19 protein-coding genes are annotated in these 16,092 nt (G+C 69.1%); 11 read left to right on the top strand and 8 right to left on the bottom strand.

From position 1 onward, the window contains the following. Positions 1-309: 309 nt before the first annotated feature. The 3 genes from EV186_RS06125 to EV186_RS06115 form a co-directional block, all read right to left on the bottom strand. Entirely contained in the window at positions 310-588 is a 279-nt protein-coding gene (locus tag EV186_RS06125) for a GlsB/YeaQ/YmgE family stress response membrane protein (RefSeq protein ID WP_133848056.1), read from the bottom strand. 97 nt (positions 589-685) lie between these two features. Then, positions 686-2,536 carry an acyl-CoA dehydrogenase gene (locus EV186_RS06120; RefSeq protein ID WP_133848055.1) on the bottom strand — a complete coding sequence of 617 codons (1,851 nt, stop codon included), beginning with the start codon at positions 2,534-2,536 and terminating at the stop codon, positions 686-688. 114 nt (positions 2,537-2,650) lie between these two features. After that, on the bottom strand, positions 2,651-3,427 hold the full coding sequence (locus tag EV186_RS06115; RefSeq protein WP_133848054.1) for a response regulator transcription factor: 777 nt from the start codon (positions 3,425-3,427) through the stop codon (positions 2,651-2,653). A gap of 350 nt (positions 3,428-3,777) precedes the next feature. On the opposite strand from EV186_RS06115, the gene EV186_RS06110 reads away from it, so the two are divergent. Genes EV186_RS06110 through EV186_RS06095 form a run of 4 tightly spaced genes read left to right on the top strand, consistent with a single transcriptional unit; the run spans position 3,778 to position 6,128 of the window. Continuing rightward, the gene (locus EV186_RS06110) at positions 3,778-4,242 is read left to right on the top strand and encodes a DUF4304 domain-containing protein (RefSeq protein ID WP_166659036.1); all 465 of its coding nucleotides are present in this window, start codon (positions 3,778-3,780) and stop codon (positions 4,240-4,242) included. 13 nt (positions 4,243-4,255) lie between these two features. After that, positions 4,256-4,888 carry a LysE family translocator gene (locus EV186_RS06105; RefSeq protein ID WP_133848052.1) on the top strand — a complete coding sequence of 211 codons (633 nt, stop codon included), beginning with the start codon at positions 4,256-4,258 and terminating at the stop codon, positions 4,886-4,888. Then, entirely contained in the window at positions 4,888-5,244 is a 357-nt protein-coding gene (locus EV186_RS06100; RefSeq protein WP_133848051.1) for a VOC family protein, read from the top strand. Before EV186_RS06105 ends, EV186_RS06100 begins: the two co-directional genes overlap by 1 nt. After that, positions 5,241-6,128 carry a hypothetical protein gene (locus tag EV186_RS06095; RefSeq protein WP_133848050.1) on the top strand — a complete coding sequence of 296 codons (888 nt, stop codon included), beginning with the start codon at positions 5,241-5,243 and terminating at the stop codon, positions 6,126-6,128. Before EV186_RS06100 ends, EV186_RS06095 begins: the two co-directional genes overlap by 4 nt. Here the strand turns inward: EV186_RS06095 and EV186_RS06090 are convergent. Together EV186_RS06090 and EV186_RS06085 are read right to left on the bottom strand one after the other, a co-directional pair. Beyond that, positions 6,104-6,661 (bottom strand): SCP2 sterol-binding domain-containing protein, encoded by a 558-nt coding sequence (locus EV186_RS06090; RefSeq protein WP_243753835.1) that lies wholly within the window; start codon positions 6,659-6,661, stop codon positions 6,104-6,106. The genes EV186_RS06095 and EV186_RS06090 overlap by 25 nt on opposite strands. 27 nt (positions 6,662-6,688) lie before the next feature. After that, positions 6,689-7,324, bottom strand: a complete 636-nt coding sequence (locus tag EV186_RS06085; protein ID WP_133848049.1) for an SCP2 sterol-binding domain-containing protein — start codon at positions 7,322-7,324, stop codon at positions 6,689-6,691. Positions 7,325-7,407: 83 nt separating this feature from the next. Between EV186_RS06085 and EV186_RS06080 the strand changes: the two genes are divergently transcribed. Then, a complete protein-coding gene (locus EV186_RS06080; protein ID WP_243753834.1) occupies positions 7,408-8,064 on the top strand; it encodes a TetR/AcrR family transcriptional regulator in 657 nt (218 codons plus the stop codon). Here the strand turns inward: EV186_RS06080 and EV186_RS06075 are convergent. Then, the gene (locus EV186_RS06075) at positions 8,061-8,639 is read right to left on the bottom strand and encodes a dihydrofolate reductase family protein (RefSeq protein ID WP_243753930.1); all 579 of its coding nucleotides are present in this window, start codon (positions 8,637-8,639) and stop codon (positions 8,061-8,063) included. The two genes, EV186_RS06080 and EV186_RS06075, sit on opposite strands and share 4 nt — an antisense overlap. 229 nt (positions 8,640-8,868) lie before the next feature. Between EV186_RS06075 and EV186_RS06070 the strand changes: the two genes are divergently transcribed. Next, positions 8,869-9,327 carry a winged helix-turn-helix transcriptional regulator gene (locus tag EV186_RS06070; protein WP_133848047.1) on the top strand — a complete coding sequence of 153 codons (459 nt, stop codon included), beginning with the start codon at positions 8,869-8,871 and terminating at the stop codon, positions 9,325-9,327. A 26-nt stretch (positions 9,328-9,353) separates the two neighbouring features. On the opposite strand, the gene EV186_RS06065 is transcribed toward EV186_RS06070, so the two are convergent. Next, a complete protein-coding gene (locus tag EV186_RS06065; RefSeq protein ID WP_133848046.1) occupies positions 9,354-10,202 on the bottom strand; it encodes a MaoC/PaaZ C-terminal domain-containing protein in 849 nt (282 codons plus the stop codon). Then, positions 10,202-11,551 carry a 3-oxoacyl-ACP reductase gene (locus tag EV186_RS06060; RefSeq protein ID WP_133848045.1) on the bottom strand — a complete coding sequence of 450 codons (1,350 nt, stop codon included), beginning with the start codon at positions 11,549-11,551 and terminating at the stop codon, positions 10,202-10,204. The genes EV186_RS06065 and EV186_RS06060 overlap by 1 nt, the downstream gene beginning before the upstream one ends. An 83-nt stretch (positions 11,552-11,634) precedes the next feature. Here EV186_RS06060 and EV186_RS06055 point away from each other — a divergent pair, with 83 nt between their 5' ends. The 5 genes from EV186_RS06055 to EV186_RS38755 all read left to right on the top strand — a co-directional run bounded on the left by EV186_RS06055 (position 11,635) and on the right by EV186_RS38755 (position 16,028). After that, a complete protein-coding gene (locus EV186_RS06055) occupies positions 11,635-12,909 on the top strand; it encodes an acetyl-CoA C-acetyltransferase (protein WP_133848044.1) in 1,275 nt (424 codons plus the stop codon). A 72-nt stretch (positions 12,910-12,981) separates the two neighbouring features. Next, the gene (locus EV186_RS06050; protein WP_133848043.1) at positions 12,982-13,338 is read left to right on the top strand and encodes a nuclear transport factor 2 family protein; all 357 of its coding nucleotides are present in this window, start codon (positions 12,982-12,984) and stop codon (positions 13,336-13,338) included. Positions 13,339-13,575: 237 nt separating this feature from the next. Beyond that, complete coding sequence (locus EV186_RS06045; protein ID WP_133848042.1) at positions 13,576-14,328, top strand: MerR family transcriptional regulator; 753 nt, start codon at positions 13,576-13,578, stop codon at positions 14,326-14,328. Between the two features lie 141 nt (positions 14,329-14,469). Then, on the top strand, positions 14,470-15,684 hold the full coding sequence (locus EV186_RS06040) for an ATP-binding protein (protein WP_133848041.1): 1,215 nt from the start codon (positions 14,470-14,472) through the stop codon (positions 15,682-15,684). A 206-nt stretch (positions 15,685-15,890) separates the two neighbouring features. After that, the gene (locus tag EV186_RS38755; protein WP_166658961.1) at positions 15,891-16,028 is read left to right on the top strand and encodes a hypothetical protein; all 138 of its coding nucleotides are present in this window, start codon (positions 15,891-15,893) and stop codon (positions 16,026-16,028) included. The last annotated feature ends 64 nt before the right edge of the window (positions 16,029-16,092 follow it).

Here is a 16,092-nt window from a genome sequence, read left to right as displayed (position 1 = left end):
GGCCGAGCAGGCACCAAAAGGCCCGCGGGTTCGGGGTGAACCGCCGGGCTTTGGTGCGCTTTCGCCTCGCGCGCGAAGGCAGCCCCACCCTCCCGGGGGCACCCCTTAATGCCAGTCTATCGAGGTGAAAGGGGGTGTGGGGCGCGCGAAGTGGATCTGTGGACAACCGGGCTCCTGTGGATAACCCGACGCAGGGAAGCCCTCGGGGTGAGTCGTTGCCTCACGTCGAAATGCCCGCCTGATGGACCGGGTGGGCGCATGGAAAGGCCCGGCGGGATGTACCCGCCGGGCCTTTCCGGTTCTGCAGGTTTACCGGGTTACGCCGCGCCGCCTGCCGTAGAAGCCGGCGACCAGCGAAACGCCCACCGCCGCGACGATGATCTGCAGGATCAGTTCGATCCAGTCGATGCCGCTGGTCTGGTCGACGCCGAACGCCCGGGCGAGCGCCGTGCCGATGAATGCGGCGATGATGCCGACCACGATGGTCAGCCAGATCGGGATCGACTGCTTGCCCGGCGCAACCACGCGGCCAAGCACGCCGAGGATCAACCCGATCACGATGGCGGTGATGATTCCGGTGACACTCATCGGTGCTCCCTCTAGTGCCCTGTGCTGACCTCCGCGAAGTCAGCGCCTCTGGCAGAGAGGTACCCGCATCACCGCCATCGTCAAACGAGATGAATCATCAGAAGGCGGCCTCGTCCAGCTCCATCAGGGAGTTGTCGGCCATTTCGACGATCTTGCGTTCGGCCGTGATCGTCGGGAGCACGGTCTTGGCGAAGAACCGGGCGGCCGCGACCTTGCCCTCGTAGAACGGCTTGTCCTTGGCCGGCACCTCGCCGCCGAGCTTGGCCAGGGCGATCTCGGCCTGGCGCTGCAGCTGCCAGCCGATCACCAGGTCGCCCGCGGCGAGCAGCAGCCGGACCGTGTGCTGGCCGACCTTGTAGAGGTTCGCCGTGTCCTCCTGTGACGCGGTCAGGTAGCCGACCAGCGAGCCCAGGATGCCCTGCACGTCCTCGAGCGCCTGCTTGAGCAGCGCGCGCTCCTCCTTCAACCGGCCGTTGCCGGCCTCGGAGTCGATGAAGCCGGTGATCTCGCCGGCGAGGAAGCCCAGCGCCTTGCCCTTGTCCCGGATGATCTTCCGGAAGAAGAAGTCCATGGACTGGATGGCCGTCGTGCCCTCGTACAGGCTGTCGATCTTGCCGTCGCGGATGTACTGCTCGAGCGGGTAGTCCTGCAGGAAGCCGGAGCCGCCGAGGGTCTGCAGCGACTCGTTCAGCATGGCCCAGCCACGCTCGGAGCCGACGCCCTTGACGATCGGCAGCAGCAGGTCGTTCACCGCCACCTCGAGCGACACGTCCGCGCCCGACGCCTTGCCCAGCGCGATCTTGTCCTGGAACTGCGCGGTGTAGAAGTACAGCCCGCGCATGCCCTCGGTGTACGCCTTCTGCTTGAGCAGGCTGCGCCGCACGTCCGGGTGGTGCGTGATGGTCACGCGCGGCGCGGTCTTGTCGAGCATCTGGGTCAGGTCGGCGCCCTGCACGCGCTCCTTGGCGTACTCCAGCGCGTTCAGGTAGGCCGTCGACAGCGTGGAGATGGCCTTGGTGCCGACCATCATCCGCGCGTGCTCGATGACGTCGAACATCTGCGCGATGCCGTTGATCTCCTCGCCCAGCAGCCAGCCCTTCGCGGGCACGCCGTGCTGGCCGAAGGTGAGCTCGCACGTGGTCGAGCCCTTGATGCCCATCTTGTGCTCGACTCCTGTGACGAAGGCGCCGTTGCGCTCGCCGGTCAGCTCGCCGGTCTTCGGGTCGAAGTGGTGCATCGGGACCAGGAACAGGCCAAGGCCCTTGGTGCCGGGCTTGGTCTCGATGCCGGGGCCCTCGGGACGCGCGAGCACCAAGTGGATGATGTTCTCGCTCATGTCCTCCTGGGCGGCACCGGTGATGAACCGCTTGACGCCCTCGATGTGCCAGGAGCCGTCGTCCTGCTTGAACGCCTTGGCCCGGCCGGCGCCCACGTCGGAGCCCGCGTCGGGCTCGGTGAGCACCATGGTCGAGCCCCAGTCGCGCTCGATGAAGTTCTCGGCCCAGCGCTTCTGCTCGTCGGTGCCGTTGTTGTGCACGATCTGGGCGAACGTCTTGCCCGCCATGTAGAAGAACACGGCCGGGTTCGCGCCGAGGATGAGCTCGGCGGCCGCCCACGCGACCGACGGCGGGATGCCGAAGCCGCCGAGCTCGGAGCTCAGCGAGATGCGGTCCCAGCCGTTCTCCACGATGGCGTGCAACGCCTTCTTGACCGACTCGGGCATCGTCACGTCGTGCTTGTCCGGGTGGAACACCGGCGGGTTGCGGTCGCCGTCGACCAGCGAATCCGCGACCACGCCCGTGGCCAGCTTGTTCAGCTCGGACAGCACGGTCCGCGCGGTGTCCGGGTCGGCCTCGGCGAAGGGGCCCGTGCCCAGGTACTCCTGGATGCCGAGCACCTCGAAGAGGTTGAACTCGAGGTCCCGGAGATTGCTCTTGTAGTGGCCCATCTGCTGCTCCCCGTGTGCCGCGCGTACTACTCGTCGGTAACAACAGGATATTACTTGCCGGTAACCCCCGGCAAGGCGCTCACCCATTTGTGGCTGGGAACTCAGTGCAGCAGGTCAGTCTCGCGCGGCCCTAGGGCGCGCCGAATCGAGCGCGCGCAGCGGCGTGACCTCGGCGGCCACGGTCAGCACGCCGGCCCGGAAAGCGACGGCCACCGCGTGCGTGCGGTCTCGTGCGGCGAGCTTGCGCAGGATGCTCTTGACGTGGGTGCGCACCGTCTCGACGGAGACGAAGAGGATCTTGGCGATGGCCTGGTTCTCCAGGCCGTCGGCGATCAGCTGGAGCACCTGGAACTCCCGGCGGGACAGCGGCTGCAGCGAGCCGACGCCGTCGACCAGCCGGGTCCGCGGCGCCGCGACCGCGGCGGCGAGACCGGGGTCGACGTAACGGCGCTCGGCGTGCACGGTCCGGATCGCCTCGACGATCCGGTGCGGATCGGCCGAGCGGGGGATCGCGCCCTGCACCCCGGCGGCGAACGCGCTGCCCAGGTAGTGCGTGGTGCGGTGCCGGTCGTGCACGATCAACAGCACGTTCTGGTGCCGGTCGGTCCCGGCGAGCAGTTGCGCCAGCTGGTTGCGCGGGTCGACCTCGGAGTCGACCAGCACGACGTCGGGCCGTAGGCGCTCGCACATCTGTAACGCCGCGTTCGCGCTGTCGGCGGCGCCCACCCAGGCCAGGCCGGGCGTGCGCGCGACGAGCGCGGTCAGGCCGTCCCGGAACAGGGGGACGGCGTCGACGAGCGCCACCCCGATGCCGGGCCGGCCCCGGTGGTCCAGCTTGCCGATCGCCGGGCCGATCCGGGCGGTGCGTCGCTTCTCGACGTCTGGTGGCATCCGTCCTCCTCAGGTGTCACCCGTCCGTGATCGGGACGACCGAAGTTCCGGCTCGTGACGTGCCAAGACGCAACTCCAGGAAACTCACCCCCGCGGGTGAGTGACAGCGGATTCCCCCGCACCCCGCGTCAGGCCATCGTCGGCGGACGCCTCCCCCGTGTCGGTCCTGATAAACACAGACCCGTAACAATTGGCCTTGTTGAGGCCGATCCGGGGTATGCGTACGACCGTTCGGCGCATGCCGAAGCGGAACCGGTGAGCACGTGGGACCGGAGACACGGAACAATGGGCGCGAAAGAGCCCATGCACGGTCTGCCGGGTCGCCACCCGGCCGGATGAGGGAGCGTGTCGTGGCGTCGGGTGCAGAGCTCAGTGCGCAGGGTTGGTTCCGGCTGATGGTGCAGAGCCGGCTCGCGCCGGGCCTTCGCGGCTACGGCTTCATCGGGTCCGGCCACACGTTCCGCGCGAGCATCGACGGTTATTACGCGCAGGTCACGCTCCAGCAGGCCAACGCGGCGTCGACGAGCTACGTCCGGTTCACCGCGGACCTGAGCGTGGTCCGGCGCAACGAGTGGGACGAGCAGTTACGAGTCCGGCCCTACTACGGCTCGCGCCCCCAGCCCTCCGCGCCCGGTTGGTCGGCGCGCATCGGTGAGCTGATCAGCGTCGGCGGCTTCCCCATCGGCGAGATGTGGTGGGAACTGGACGCCGGGCGCCCGTTCGAGTCGCTGGCCGACGAGGTCGTGTCGGCGGTGCGCTGGTACGGGCTGCCCGCGATGATGGAGCAAATCGCTTCAGCGCGGCGGGGTCACTAGCTACGGTCGGGGGATGCCTTCCGGTGATGCGTTCCTCGCGTTCGGTCTGCTGTCTTTCTTGCTGATCATCGTGCCGGGCCCGAGCGTGCTGTTCACGATCAGCCGGGCGCTGACCGTCGGCCGGCGTGCGGCGCTGGTCACCGTGCTCGGCAACGCCGTCGGCGTGTACGCGCAGGTGGCGGCCGTGGCCGTCGGCATCGGCGCGTTGCTCGAGCGGTCGGTCGAGGTCTTCACCGTGGTGAAGCTGATCGGCGCCGGATATCTGATCTACCTGGGCGTCCGCGCGATCCGGCGGCGGGGCGAGCTGACCCTGGACGCCGACGTCACGCCGAAGCGCACCAGCCGGCTGGTGGTCGACGGCTTCGTGGTCGGCTTCGCCAACCCGAAGTCGATCGTGTTCCTGGCGCTCGTGCTGCCGCAGTACCTGGGGTCGTCGGTGAGCAACCCACCGGTGCAGATGCTGGTGCTGGGCGCGGTGTTCCCGTTGATCGCGTTGGTGTCGGACAGCCTCTGGGCGATGATCGCCGGCACGGCGCGGGCCTGGTTCGCCAGGTCGCCGCGGCGGCTGGCGGTGGTCGGCGGGACCGGCGGGCTGGTCATGATCGGGCTCGGCGTGAAGGTCGCCTTCACCAGCAAGGCCGACTGATGATCGGGCGCTGGCACGGCCTCGTGGTCGACTGCCCGGACCCGTCCGCGCTCGCGGAGTTCTACCAGCGGTTGCTGGGCATGGTCCGGGTCCAGGACGAGCCGGACTGGGTGGTCATCGGCGACGCGCCGGACCGGCCGGGCGTGGCCTTCCAACGCGCGGCGGACTTCCGAGCACCGACGTGGCCGGATGGGGAAGTGCCGCAGCAGATGCACTTCGACGTGCGGGTCGACGACCTGGAAGCCGCCGAGGCCACGGTCCTCGCCATCGGCGCGACCCGGCAGCCCGGCGGCGGCGACCGGTTCCGCGTCTACACCGATCCCGTCGGGCACCCGTTCTGCCTGGTGTCGTGGTGATCCGGCCGGACGCGACGCGCGACGTCGGCCCGCGGGTGAAGCTGCACCGGCGCGTGCTGCGCCTCGACGGCGTCGACCACACGGTGCTCACCCTGCGCCCCGGCACGCAGGCGCGCTTCGCCACGAACTACGAGCACGAGACGTGGCACGTGCTGACCGACAGCCACGGTGGCCGGCTGCTCGGCCGGTTGCTGTGGGGCCTTGCCTACCAACGGGTGCCGAACACGCTCGTGCTGATCGACCGGCCGTTCCTGGACCCGAACCCGTTCGACGCCGAGCCGTCGGACCCGGTCGTGCTGGCCCCGGGCCCGCTCACGCCGCTGACGGCGCAGGCGGCCCGGCAGCTGCGGCGGATGCTTCCCTTGCGCGGCAACCCCGATGGCACGGTCCGGCTCCAGACACCGGGGCTGGACAAGGAGATCGCCGCGGTCCGGCGCTGGCGCGAACACGTGAGCCCGACCGCGCGGTGGCACTACCGGGACCCGGTCGAGCCCTTCGGCACCCGCTGCGCCCGGCTCGGCGGTGTGGTGTTGTTCTCGGCGCCGCCCGTGATCCTGCGTGAGTGGGCGCGCGAGGTGTACGAGCTCGCCGACTGGTACCACGGCGGCCAGTCCGCGAGCGAGGGCATGTGGCCCGGTGGCGAGGTGCAGCTGTGGGGCCAGTACCACCGGATGGTCAGCGCGGCGCGGACCGCGCGCCGAGACCTGCTGACCGGCCCCGCGCCGGAGCTGGACCTGCCCGAGGACGCACCGGTGAGCGTGCGGGAGGCGGCCGTGCCGGTGGCGCAGCGGCCGCCGCGGGACGTGCGGGAGCTGGTGTGGTCGGTGGTGGTGGACTACCAGAAGCGCATGATCCCGGGTCAGGGCTTGGGGATGTCGAAGTAGCCGGTGATACCGGCGGCGAACGCGATGTCGCCCTTGACCTTCACGCGGCCGCGGACGAACAGCAGCGGGACCGACACGTTGCCCGTCGCGGCGCGGAGGAAGTCCGCCGGTGCCAACGTGATCGTGGCGCGGGGGTCGCGGGTCGGCGTGGTGCCCGACACGCAGGTGCCCTCTTCCAGCACCGTTTCGTAGCGGTCGAAACCGCCGTCGCCCGCGCCGCCGCTGAAGCGCCAGTGCACGACGGCCGGGTTGGTCGTGGCTCGGTCGGTCTTGACGTGGTTGGTCATCCGGCAGAAGACCTCGGTCAGCACGACCTCGCGCAGGTTCGGCTGCTCCATCATGTGTTCCAGCTGCGCGCGCGAGGCCTTGCCGATCAGCCACACGAACGTCTCGGTGCGCATGGACGCGAGTTCGATGCCGGTGCCCATGACCGACAGGAAGTCCAGGACCTCCATCAGCTTCACGAACTGCGCTTCGTCGAGCTTCTCCAGGTCGATGGCGCGCGCGAACGCATCTATGTCGACCCGTTCCACGCGGACCTCCTCGTCACAGCGGCGTCGTCAACCGCGGGGCAGGTCGAAGAGTCCCATCATCCCCGCGGCGAACGCCAGATCGCCGCGCACCTTCAGCTTGCCGGTCATGAACAGCACGGGTGCCGACGCGTTGCCGGTGATCAACCGCAGCAGCTCGACCGGGCCGAGGGTGATCGTCGCCTGCGCCTTGACCCGCGGCGACGCGGTGACCGTGCACGCGCCGTGGTCGATCACCACTTCATAGCGGTCGTAGCCGCCCTCGCCCGCCCCGCCGCCGATCCGGAAGTGCGCGATCGCGTGGATGTCCTTCGTGCGCTCGGCCCGCAGGTGCTTGGGCATGCGGTGCAGGAAGACCAGGTCGAGCACCATCCGGCGGATCTCCGGGCGCAGCATGAACGCCTGGATCTGGTCCTTCGACGCGCGCGAGATCAGCCGGGCGAACGTGTCCGCGCCGACCGCGCCCAGGTCGAGCTCCGGGTTGGCCCGGCCGAGCCGGCCGATGGCGGCGAGCAACGTGGTCAACTCGTGCTTGCGCAGCGTTCCTGGGTCGATCGACCGGGCGATAGCATCGAGGTCGACGGCGGTGAGGTCCGACCCGTGCGGGTCGAGGCCGTCGACCAGCGCCACCAGCTGGCTCGGGGTCAGGCCGTCGAACTCGGCCATGGGCTCACCTCCGCAGGAAACCTACCGACGGGTAAATCTACTTTCGAGTAGGTTGGGTGACAAGCTGAACCGACGGGAGGCCTGTGGACGCGATCGATGCCCGCCAAGGGCGCGTGAAGCGCCTGCCCCGCGAAGTGCGGGAGCGGCAGATCCTGGACGCCGCCGTCCGGGTGTTCTCCGCGCACGGCTATCACACGGCGTCGATGGACGAGATCTCCGACGTGGCCGGCGTTTCCAAGCCGATGATCTACGCCTACCTCGGCTCCAAGGAGGACCTGTTCGCCGCGTGCATCCGGCGTGAGGCCACCCTGATGATGGAGGCCATCGCCGGCGGCGTGCAGGGCGACTCGGCGCCGGACATGCAGCTCTGGCAGGGGTTGCGCGCGTTCTTCAGCTTCGTCGGCGCCCAGCGGGACAGCTGGCGGGTGCTGCACCGGCAGGCCACGTCGCAGGGCGGCCCGTTCAGCGACGAACTCGTGGCGATGCGCGGGCGTGCGATCGAACTCGTCGACGCGTTGCTAGTGCGCAGCGCGACCAAGCAGGGCATGGACGAACAGGCGACCAAGGGCACTTCTGCGATGGCGGCCGCCCTGGTCGGCGCCGGTGAGTCCATGGCCGACTGGTGGGTCGACCACCCGGAGGTGCCCGGCCGCACGCTCGCGACCTGGCTGATGAACCTGGTCTGGATGGGCTTCGGCGACCTGGTCGAGGGCAAGGTCTGGACCCCGAACGAGGATTAGCGTTCGACTTCGTAGTGCAGGTGCGTGACGCCCGGCGCGGGCACCACCTCGACCACGCGCAGCTTGATGTGCGCGGGCAGTTCCTGGAAGAACGACCGGCCGCTGCCGAGCAGCACCGGGATCTGGTGCAGCACGATCTCGTCGACCAAACCCGCCTCCAGGGCGGCCGTCGCGATGCCGCCGCCCATCAGGCCGATGTCCTTGCCACCGGCCAGTTCCCGCGCTTTCGCGATCGCGTCCTCGATGCCGGTGGCGTGCCGCTGACGGTCGCTGAGCTGCGGCACCTCACGGTGGCTGACGACGATGAGCCGGGTCTTCGGGTGCGGGCTGCCGCCGCCGAAGCTGTCGGAGTCGTCGTAGGTGTTGCGGCCGGCGATGGTGACGGAGACGCGGTCGGCGAGCGTGTCGAAGACGCGGGCGCTGGGGGCGCTGAGCTTGAACCCGTCGAAGACCTCGCTGGGGGTGTCGCCGTCGAAGTACCAGTCGAAGAGCATCTCGCCATCGCCGAGACCGTGACCGGCACGGGGATCGCGACCGGTGATGTAGCCGTCGACCGAGACGGAGAGGGCGACGATGACCTTGCACCCTTCCGCCTCCCCGGAGTTTCCGGAATGGGTTGCGTTGAGTTGACGTGGTTCGGCTTGCCCGCTCTCCGTGGCTGAGTTGCGTCCCGTTCCCCTTGGCCGCCTGCTGACAGCCCCGTGAGATCCCATGGTGATCCATCCTTCTAAGTTCCTTTAAGAGACCTTGAGACCGTAACAGAGGAAGTTTCTTGAGGGAACCCCAACGTGTAGAGTCGAGGACATGCAGCGCACGAACTTCGGTGGGATGGCGTGCTCGATCGCCCGCACGCTCGACGTGATCGGCGAGCCGTGGTCGCCGCTGATCCTGCGTGACGTGTGGGTGGGGTTGAGCAGGTTCGAGCAGCTCCAGGCCGACCTCGGCATCTCACGCAAGGTGCTGACCGAGCGGCTGCACCACCTGGTCGAGACCGGTGTGCTCGAGCGCAGGCCCTACGACAACCGGCCGCGCTACGAATACGTGCTCACCGAGATGGGCACCGAACTCGTGGACATGCTCATGGTCATGACGGCGTGGGGCGACAAGTGGCTGGCCGGGACGGCCGGACCGCCCGTGCTCTACCGCCACCACGCGTGCGGCGAGATCAGCCACGTCGAGCTGATCTGCTCGCACTGCGGCAAACCCATGCACGCGCGCGACATCGGTCCACTGCCCGGCCCGGGCGCGGCGGCTACGGCCTAGGCCCGCGCGAACGGACAGAGCGCCATTTATGCCGTGATCGTCCCGTCCACGTGCGGCTTGCCCTTTCGGGCGTCGAAGAGCTGGAAGTGCCAGCCGCCCGCGCCGGTCCGCTCGGCGGCGAAGCCGACCTTGGCCGGCAACAAGACCGGCAGCTTGAACTTCACGTCCACCGTGTAGGCCGACGGCAACCGGCCTTCCAACGCGGCCAGGCAGCGGGCCTTGGTCCACATGCCGTGCGCGATCGCGGTGGGGAAGCCGAAGAGCTTGGCGGTCAACGGGTGCAGGTGGATCGGGTTGCGGTCGCCCGACACCTCGGCGTAGCGGCGGCCGATGTCGCCCGGCACCCGCCAGCTGGCCGACGGCTTCGGCGGTTCCTTGCGTTCTTTCGACTCGGAAGCACCGGAACCGCCGCCGCGACGCAGGTAGGTGGACACGTCGGTCCACACGACCTCGCCACGCACGGACGCCTCGCCGACCATGTCGAACTGTTTGCCCCGCGGGTGATCCCGCAGGTTCTCCACGTGCACGCGCAGGTCCAGCTTGTCGGAGACCCGCAACGGCCGCGTCTGCGTGATCCGGTTGGCCACGTGCACCGAGCCCACCAGCGGGAACGGGAAGTCGCCGTCGGTCATCAGCGTGACCTGCATGGGGAAGGTCAGCACGTGCGGGTAGGTGATCGGCAGCTCGTCGGTCAGCCGGAACTCGCACACCCGGTCGTAGGCGGCCAGGTGCGCGTGATCGACCGCCACGCCCGACCGTGTGTACACAGTGGACGGAAGGGCGCCCCCGGAACCGCGGCGGGTCAGCCCCGACAGCGCGGCCTTCGGGTAGAGCACCGCGAGGTTCGGCTCCTTGGTCAGTTCGCGGGTCGCCATCACGCCCCCAGCAGGCTCTGCCCGCACACCCGTACGACGTTGCCGTTGACCGCCGAGGACGCCGGGTTCGCGTACCAGGCAATGGTTTCCGCCACGTCGACCGGCAACCCGGCCTGCGAGAGCGAGTTCAACCGGCGGCCGATCTCGCGGGTGAAGAACGGCACGGCCGCGGTCATCTTGGTGTCGATGAAGCCGGGGGCGACCGCGTTGATCGTGGCGCCGCGCTCGGCGAGCAGCGGCGCGAACCCGTCGACCATGCCGATCACGCCGGCTTTGCTGGTGGCGTAGTTGGTCTGGCCGACGTTGCCCGCGATGCCGGCGATCGAGGAGACGCCGATGATGCGACCGTTCTCGTTCAGGGTGCCGGCCGCGAGGAGGGCGTCGTTGACCCGGATCTGGCTCGCGAGGTTCACCGACAGGACCGAGTCCCAGCCGGAGTCCTTCATGTTGGCAAGCTTCTTGTCCCGGGTGATGCCCGCGTTGTGCACCACGGTGTCCACGCCGTCGTGCCGGTCGGTGAAGTGCTTGACCAGCTTGTCCGGGGCGTCGGCCGCGGTGATGTCCAGCTGCAGGGTCGAGCCGCCGATCTTGTTGGCCACCGACGAGAGGTCCTGGCCCTGCGCGGGGATGTCCAGCACGACGACGTGCGCGCCGTCGCGGGCGAGCACCTCGGCGATGGCCGCGCCGATGCCGCGGGACGCGCCGGTGACCAGCGCGGTCTTGCCGGCCAGCGGACGGGCCCAGTCGTCGGGCGCCTGCGCGTGGTTGTCCCCACCGATCCGGATGACCTGCGCGTCGACGTAGGCCGACTTGGCCGACAGCAGGAACCGCAGCGTCGACTCGGTGTCACCCTCGGCCCCGGGCGCGACGTAGACCAGTTGTGCGGTCGCGCCGCGGCTCAGCTCCTTGCCGACCGATCGGGTGAAACCTTCGAGCGCCCGCTGGGCGATCCGTTCGCCGGGCGTCTGCGTGTGCTCGGGTGGCGTGCCGAGGACGACCACCCGCCCGGACGCGACGACCTCGCGCATCACGGGGTGGAAGAAGTCGTACAGCTCGCGCAGGCCGGCGACGTCGGTGATGCCGGTGGCGTCGAAGACCAGCGCGCCGTAGCGGACCTCGGCCTCGGCCGGCGCCGCCGCGGTGACGACGTCCAGCCCGGTCGCCTTGACCACGGCGGCGGTGCCGTCGGCGAGCCGTCCACCGGACGCGCCGCCGAGCAGCACCGGGCCGGTCAGCGGCGGCTCGCCGCGCGTGTAGCGGCGAAGCGGTACAGGATTGGGCAAGCCGAGTCGCTTCACCAGGGCCTTGCCGAGACCCGAGGTGGCGAACTGCTGATAGCGGTCTGACATGCGCGCCTCCCTACTCGTTGGTAAGCCTACTCGCGGGTAGGTTAGGATGAAACTCGAGCCCCTGCCCCTTGGAGGAGGACGACATGGCCGAAATCCGCAAGGTCGCGATCGTCGGCGGGAACCGGATCCCGTTCGCGCGGTCCAACGGTCCGTACGCCAACGCCTCCAACCAGGACATGCTCACCGCGGCGCTGGACGGGCTGGTCAGCCGGTTCGGCCTGCAGGGCGAGCGGCTCGGGGAGGTCGCGGCGGGTGCCGTCCTCAAGCACTCCGCCGACTTCAACCTGACGCGCGAATGCGTGCTCGGCAGCAAGCTCGCGCCGGAGACGCCCGCGTACGACATCCAGCAGGCGTGCGGCACCGGTCTGCAGGCCATCGCCCAGGTGGCGAACAAGATCGCGCTGGGCCAGATCGACTCGGCCATCGCGGGTGGCGTGGACACCACGTCGGACGCGCCGCTCGAGGTGAACGACGACCTGCGCCGCATCCTCATCGCGTTGAACAACGCCAAGTCCGTCGGCCAGCGGCTCAAGCTGCTCACCGGCCTGCGTCCCGGTCAGCTCGTGCCGAAGATCCCGCGCAACGCCGAACCGCGCACCGGCCTGTCGATGGGCGAGCACGCGGCGATCACCGCCGAGCAGTGGGAGATCGCGCGCGAGGCGCAGGACGAACTCGCCGCCGCGAGCCACCAGAAGCTCGCCGCCGCCTACAACCGCGGGTTCTTCGACGACCTGGTCACGCCGTTCCAGGGCCTGACCCGCGACCAGAACCTGCGCCCGGACTCCACCGCCGAGAAGCTGGCGAAGCTCAAGCCGGTGTTCGGCGGCTCCGACGGGACGATGACGGCGGGGAACTCGACGCCGTTGTCGGACGGCGCGTCCGTGGTGCTGCTGGCCAGCGAGGAGTGGGCCGCGCAACGCAAGCTGCCGGTGCTCGCGTACCTGGTGTTCCACGAGACGGCCGCGGTCGACTACGTGCACGGCGGCGAAGGTCTGCTGATGGCGCCGGCCTACGCCGTGCCGCGGATGCTCGCGCGGGCCGGGCTTTCGTTGCAGGACTTCGACTTCTACGAGATCCACGAGGCGTTCGCGTCGCAGGTGCTCGCCACGTTGAAGGCGTGGGAGGACCCGGCCTTCGCCAAGGAGAAGCTGGGTCTGGACGAGCCGCTGGGCTCGATCGACCGCGCGAAGCTCAACGTCAACGGCTCGTCGCTGGCCGCCGGGCACCCGTTCGCCGCGACCGGCGGCCGGATCGTCGCGACGCTGGCGAAGCTGTTGCACGAGAAGGGATCCGGGCGCGGGCTGATCTCGATCTGCGCGGCCGGCGGCCAGGGCGTCACGGCAATCTTGGAGAAATAGGGCCGTCTAGACCCATCGCTATAAAGCGTTAGGCGGAGTTAGTGTGGCGCGAGCCACACTACGATTCCGCCCATGACTGACGACGTCGCTCAGCTCACCGAGCTGAACACCCGGTTCATCGACGCTTGCCGAAGAGGCTCCTGGGCCGACCTCAAGCCGATCCTCTCGCCGAACTTCAGCTACCTGGACGGGCGCACCGGCCAGGTCGACGACATCGAGAAGTACGCCAAGGACCTCGACGGCGAGCCCGACCCCGGCCTGGAGATCGACCAGGTCGTGGTGCACGTCGACGGCAACACGGCGATCGTGTCCGCGCGGGCGTTCGCCGACACCCGGCCGGGCCGGTTCAACCGGTACCTCGACACCTACGAACGCCGTGACGACCAGTGGGTGTGCATCCACGCGAGCGTCTGGCGCATCGTGGAGTGATCACGAGCTAGTCCGCCTCCCCGAATTTTCCGAGCCCGGTAACGGCGCGCTGTCAGCCGTCGGTTGGCGCCGTTACCGTGGCTGAGTTGCATCCCGTTCCCCTTGGGTGCGGTTGACAGCCCCGAACGTCGATGAGGCCGTATTTGGCGTTCTAGCCTCCGCTCTATAAAGCGGAATACAACCACATCCAGATCTCGGCTTGACCTTGACGCTGCGTCAACTTCTATCGTCGAGGACATGACGGGCACCCACTGGTCCATCCAGGACATCGCCCGCACGGCGGGAACGACGAGCCGGACGCTGCGCCACTACGGGCAGATCGGCTTGCTCGAGCCGACCCGTGTGGGCGCGAACGGGTACCGCTACTACGACGAGCACGCGCTCGTGCGGTTGCAGCGGATCCTGCTGCTGCGTGACCTCGGCCTGAGCCTGCCCTCGATCGCCGAGGTGCTGGACGGCGAGCAGGACAGCGCGGCGGCGCTGCGTGCCCATCTGGAGTGGTTGGAGCAGGAACGGGCGCGCATCGGCAGGCAGATCGAGTCGGTGCGCACCACCCTGCGCAAGCTGGAGGGAGGTGAACAACTGATGGCAGACGAGATGTTCGACGGGTTCGACCACACCCAGTACGAACAAGAGGTCACGGAGCGCTGGAGCAAGGAGGCCTACGACCGCGGCAACCGCTGGTGGTCCGCGCTCAGCGAGCAGGAGCGCAAGGCGTTCGTGCAGGAGCAGGCCGACATCGCCCGCGACTTCGGCGCCGCTCGCGCCGCCGGCCTGGCGGCCGACAGCGACGAGGTGCAGGCGATCACGGCACGCCAGTACGCCTGGCTCGAGCGTTCGAGCGAGCAGGTGTCGAAGGCGTACTTCACGGGTCTCGGCGACATGTACGTGGCCGACCCGCGGTTCACGGCGAACTACGACAAGCACGGCGAAGGCACCGCGGTCCTGATCCGCGACGCCATGCACGTCTACGCCGACCGCAACCTGTAAGCCCACAAGCCTGACGGTGATGCGCAGCCGTCAGGCTTTGTGGCATGGATCCGACTTGGGGCGCGCTGTGATCGGCGACACGCCGTAGGGGTCTCTGGCCCAATATCGGGATGGCGCTAGAAACCCCGATACCTTCCAACGATGGATCCGGTGCGCAATCCGTTCGCCCCCGGAGCGGGGCAGCGACCGCCTGAGTTAGCCGGGCGGGACAAGGAGCTCGACGCCTTCGACGTGGTGCTGGAGCGGGTCGCGCGCGGCCGCCCCGAACGCAGCCTGGTGCTCACCGGACTGCGTGGCGTCGGAAAGACCGTGTTGCTCGGTGAGCTGCGGTCGATGGCCGTCCGGCGCGGGTGGGGTGCGGGCAAGATCGAGGCTCGGCCGGACGCCGAGCTGCGTCGCCCGCTGTCCGCCGCGTTGCACCGGGCGATCCGCGATCTTGCGGTCCGCCATCGGGCGCCGGACCGGGTCGAACAGGTGCTCGGCGTGCTGAAGGCGTTCGCGCTGCGGTCCAACCCGGACAACGCGAAGCTCCGCGACCGCTGGCAGCCCGGCATCGACGTCCCCGCCGCGCAAGGGCGGGCCGACTCGGGGGACATAGAGATCGACCTGGTCGAGCTGTTCACCGAGGTCGCCGAGCTGGCCCAGGACGTGGGCACCGGCGTCGCGCTGCTGATCGACGAGATGCAGGACCTCACCGCGGACGACGTGTCCGCGTTGTGCGCGGCCTGCCACGAGCTCTCCCAGTCCGGCGCGCCGCTGGTGGTGGTCGGCGCCGGGCTGCCGCACCTGCCCGCCGTGCTGTCGGCCAGCAAGTCGTACTCCGAGCGGCTGTTCCGGTACGTGCGCATCGACCGGCTCTCCCGCGAGGACGCCGCCACCGCGGTCCAGGTGCCGGTCTCCCGCGAGGACGCCAAGGTCACCGACGAGGCGATGGCCGCCCTGTTCGAGCACTCCGGTGGCTACCCGTACTTCATCCAGGCCTACGCCAAGGCGGCGTGGGACGCCGCGCCGACCGATCCGATCACCGCCGAGGACGTCGCGGTGGCCGCGCCCGAGGCGGAGGCGGAACTGGCGGTCGGCTTCTTCGGCTCCCGGTACGAGCGTGCGACGCCCGCCGAACGCGAGTACCTCCGGGCGATGGCCGAGCTGACCGACGGTTCCGCGGCGGAGTCCGGCGAGGGTCAGGCAGGCGCCGGCACCGCGGACGTTGCTGTCTACCTGGGGCGCAAGCCGTCGTCGCTCTCGCCCGCGCGGGACAGCCTCATCAAGAAGGGCCTGGTCTACTCCGGTGAGCGCGGCCGGATCGACTTCACCGTGCCGCACTTCGGCCGCTTCCTGCTGACCAAAGACGAGTGACGTATCCGGCTTTCTAGTGATCATGCTAGAAAACCGGATACTCATCTACGGCCGGACAGGCGCCGCCGAGAGGGCGGTTATCGCCGATGATTCATCGGCGTGTGCCGTACTTCACCGGACAATCGGGTGACAACGGGGTGCGCGCGGGCGCATAATGAAGGCACAACATCAGACCAACCCTTGAAGGGGATGCAACAGAGATGAACATGGCCGCCAAGATTCGCGCCCGCCGCAACGAGGCTCGGACTCGCAAGGCCGTGAACCGTGCCATCGAGCAGGCCGCGACGCCGGCCATGCGGCACGAGCTCATCGCGATCTCGCAGCGTCAGAGCTTCTCGCGCTGACCTGGATACATCGGTGTGACGGGTGTCACATCGGGGCTTGTAACGAGCCTGGAGCATCTCTCGA

Origin of the sequence: Labedaea rhizosphaerae (assembly GCF_004362825.1) — a bacterium.
In the GTDB taxonomy this organism is placed as follows: Bacteria; Actinomycetota; Actinomycetes; order Mycobacteriales; family Pseudonocardiaceae; genus Labedaea; species Labedaea rhizosphaerae.
This window is presented reverse-complemented; position numbering and strand designations above follow the sequence as displayed.

What these genes read in the sequence shown, in the direction of transcription:
- EV186_RS06125 (WP_133848056.1), bottom strand. Translation starts at nt 588, where the DNA reads ATGAGTGTCACCGGAATCATCACCGCCATCGTGATCGGGTTGATCCTC.
- EV186_RS06120 (WP_133848055.1), bottom strand. Translation starts at nt 2,536, where the DNA reads ATGGGCCACTACAAGAGCAATCTCCGGGACCTCGAGTTCAACCTCTTC.
- EV186_RS06115 (WP_133848054.1), bottom strand. Translation starts at nt 3,427, where the DNA reads ATGCCACCAGACGTCGAGAAGCGACGCACCGCCCGGATCGGCCCGGCG.
- EV186_RS06105 (WP_133848052.1), top strand. Translation starts at nt 4,256, where the DNA reads ATGCCTTCCGGTGATGCGTTCCTCGCGTTCGGTCTGCTGTCTTTCTTG.
- EV186_RS06100 (WP_133848051.1), top strand. Translation starts at nt 4,888, where the DNA reads ATGATCGGGCGCTGGCACGGCCTCGTGGTCGACTGCCCGGACCCGTCC.
- EV186_RS06085 (WP_133848049.1), bottom strand. Translation starts at nt 7,324, where the DNA reads ATGGCCGAGTTCGACGGCCTGACCCCGAGCCAGCTGGTGGCGCTGGTC.
- EV186_RS06070 (WP_133848047.1), top strand. Translation starts at nt 8,869, where the DNA reads ATGCAGCGCACGAACTTCGGTGGGATGGCGTGCTCGATCGCCCGCACG.
- EV186_RS06065 (WP_133848046.1), bottom strand. Translation starts at nt 10,202, where the DNA reads ATGGCGACCCGCGAACTGACCAAGGAGCCGAACCTCGCGGTGCTCTAC.
- EV186_RS06060 (WP_133848045.1), bottom strand. Translation starts at nt 11,551, where the DNA reads ATGTCAGACCGCTATCAGCAGTTCGCCACCTCGGGTCTCGGCAAGGCC.
- EV186_RS06055 (WP_133848044.1), top strand. Translation starts at nt 11,635, where the DNA reads ATGGCCGAAATCCGCAAGGTCGCGATCGTCGGCGGGAACCGGATCCCG.
- EV186_RS06050 (WP_133848043.1), top strand. Translation starts at nt 12,982, where the DNA reads ATGACTGACGACGTCGCTCAGCTCACCGAGCTGAACACCCGGTTCATC.
- EV186_RS06045 (WP_133848042.1), top strand. Translation starts at nt 13,576, where the DNA reads ATGACGGGCACCCACTGGTCCATCCAGGACATCGCCCGCACGGCGGGA.
- EV186_RS06040 (WP_133848041.1), top strand. Translation starts at nt 14,470, where the DNA reads ATGGATCCGGTGCGCAATCCGTTCGCCCCCGGAGCGGGGCAGCGACCG.
- EV186_RS38755 (WP_166658961.1), top strand. Translation starts at nt 15,891, where the DNA reads ATGGCCGCCAAGATTCGCGCCCGCCGCAACGAGGCTCGGACTCGCAAG.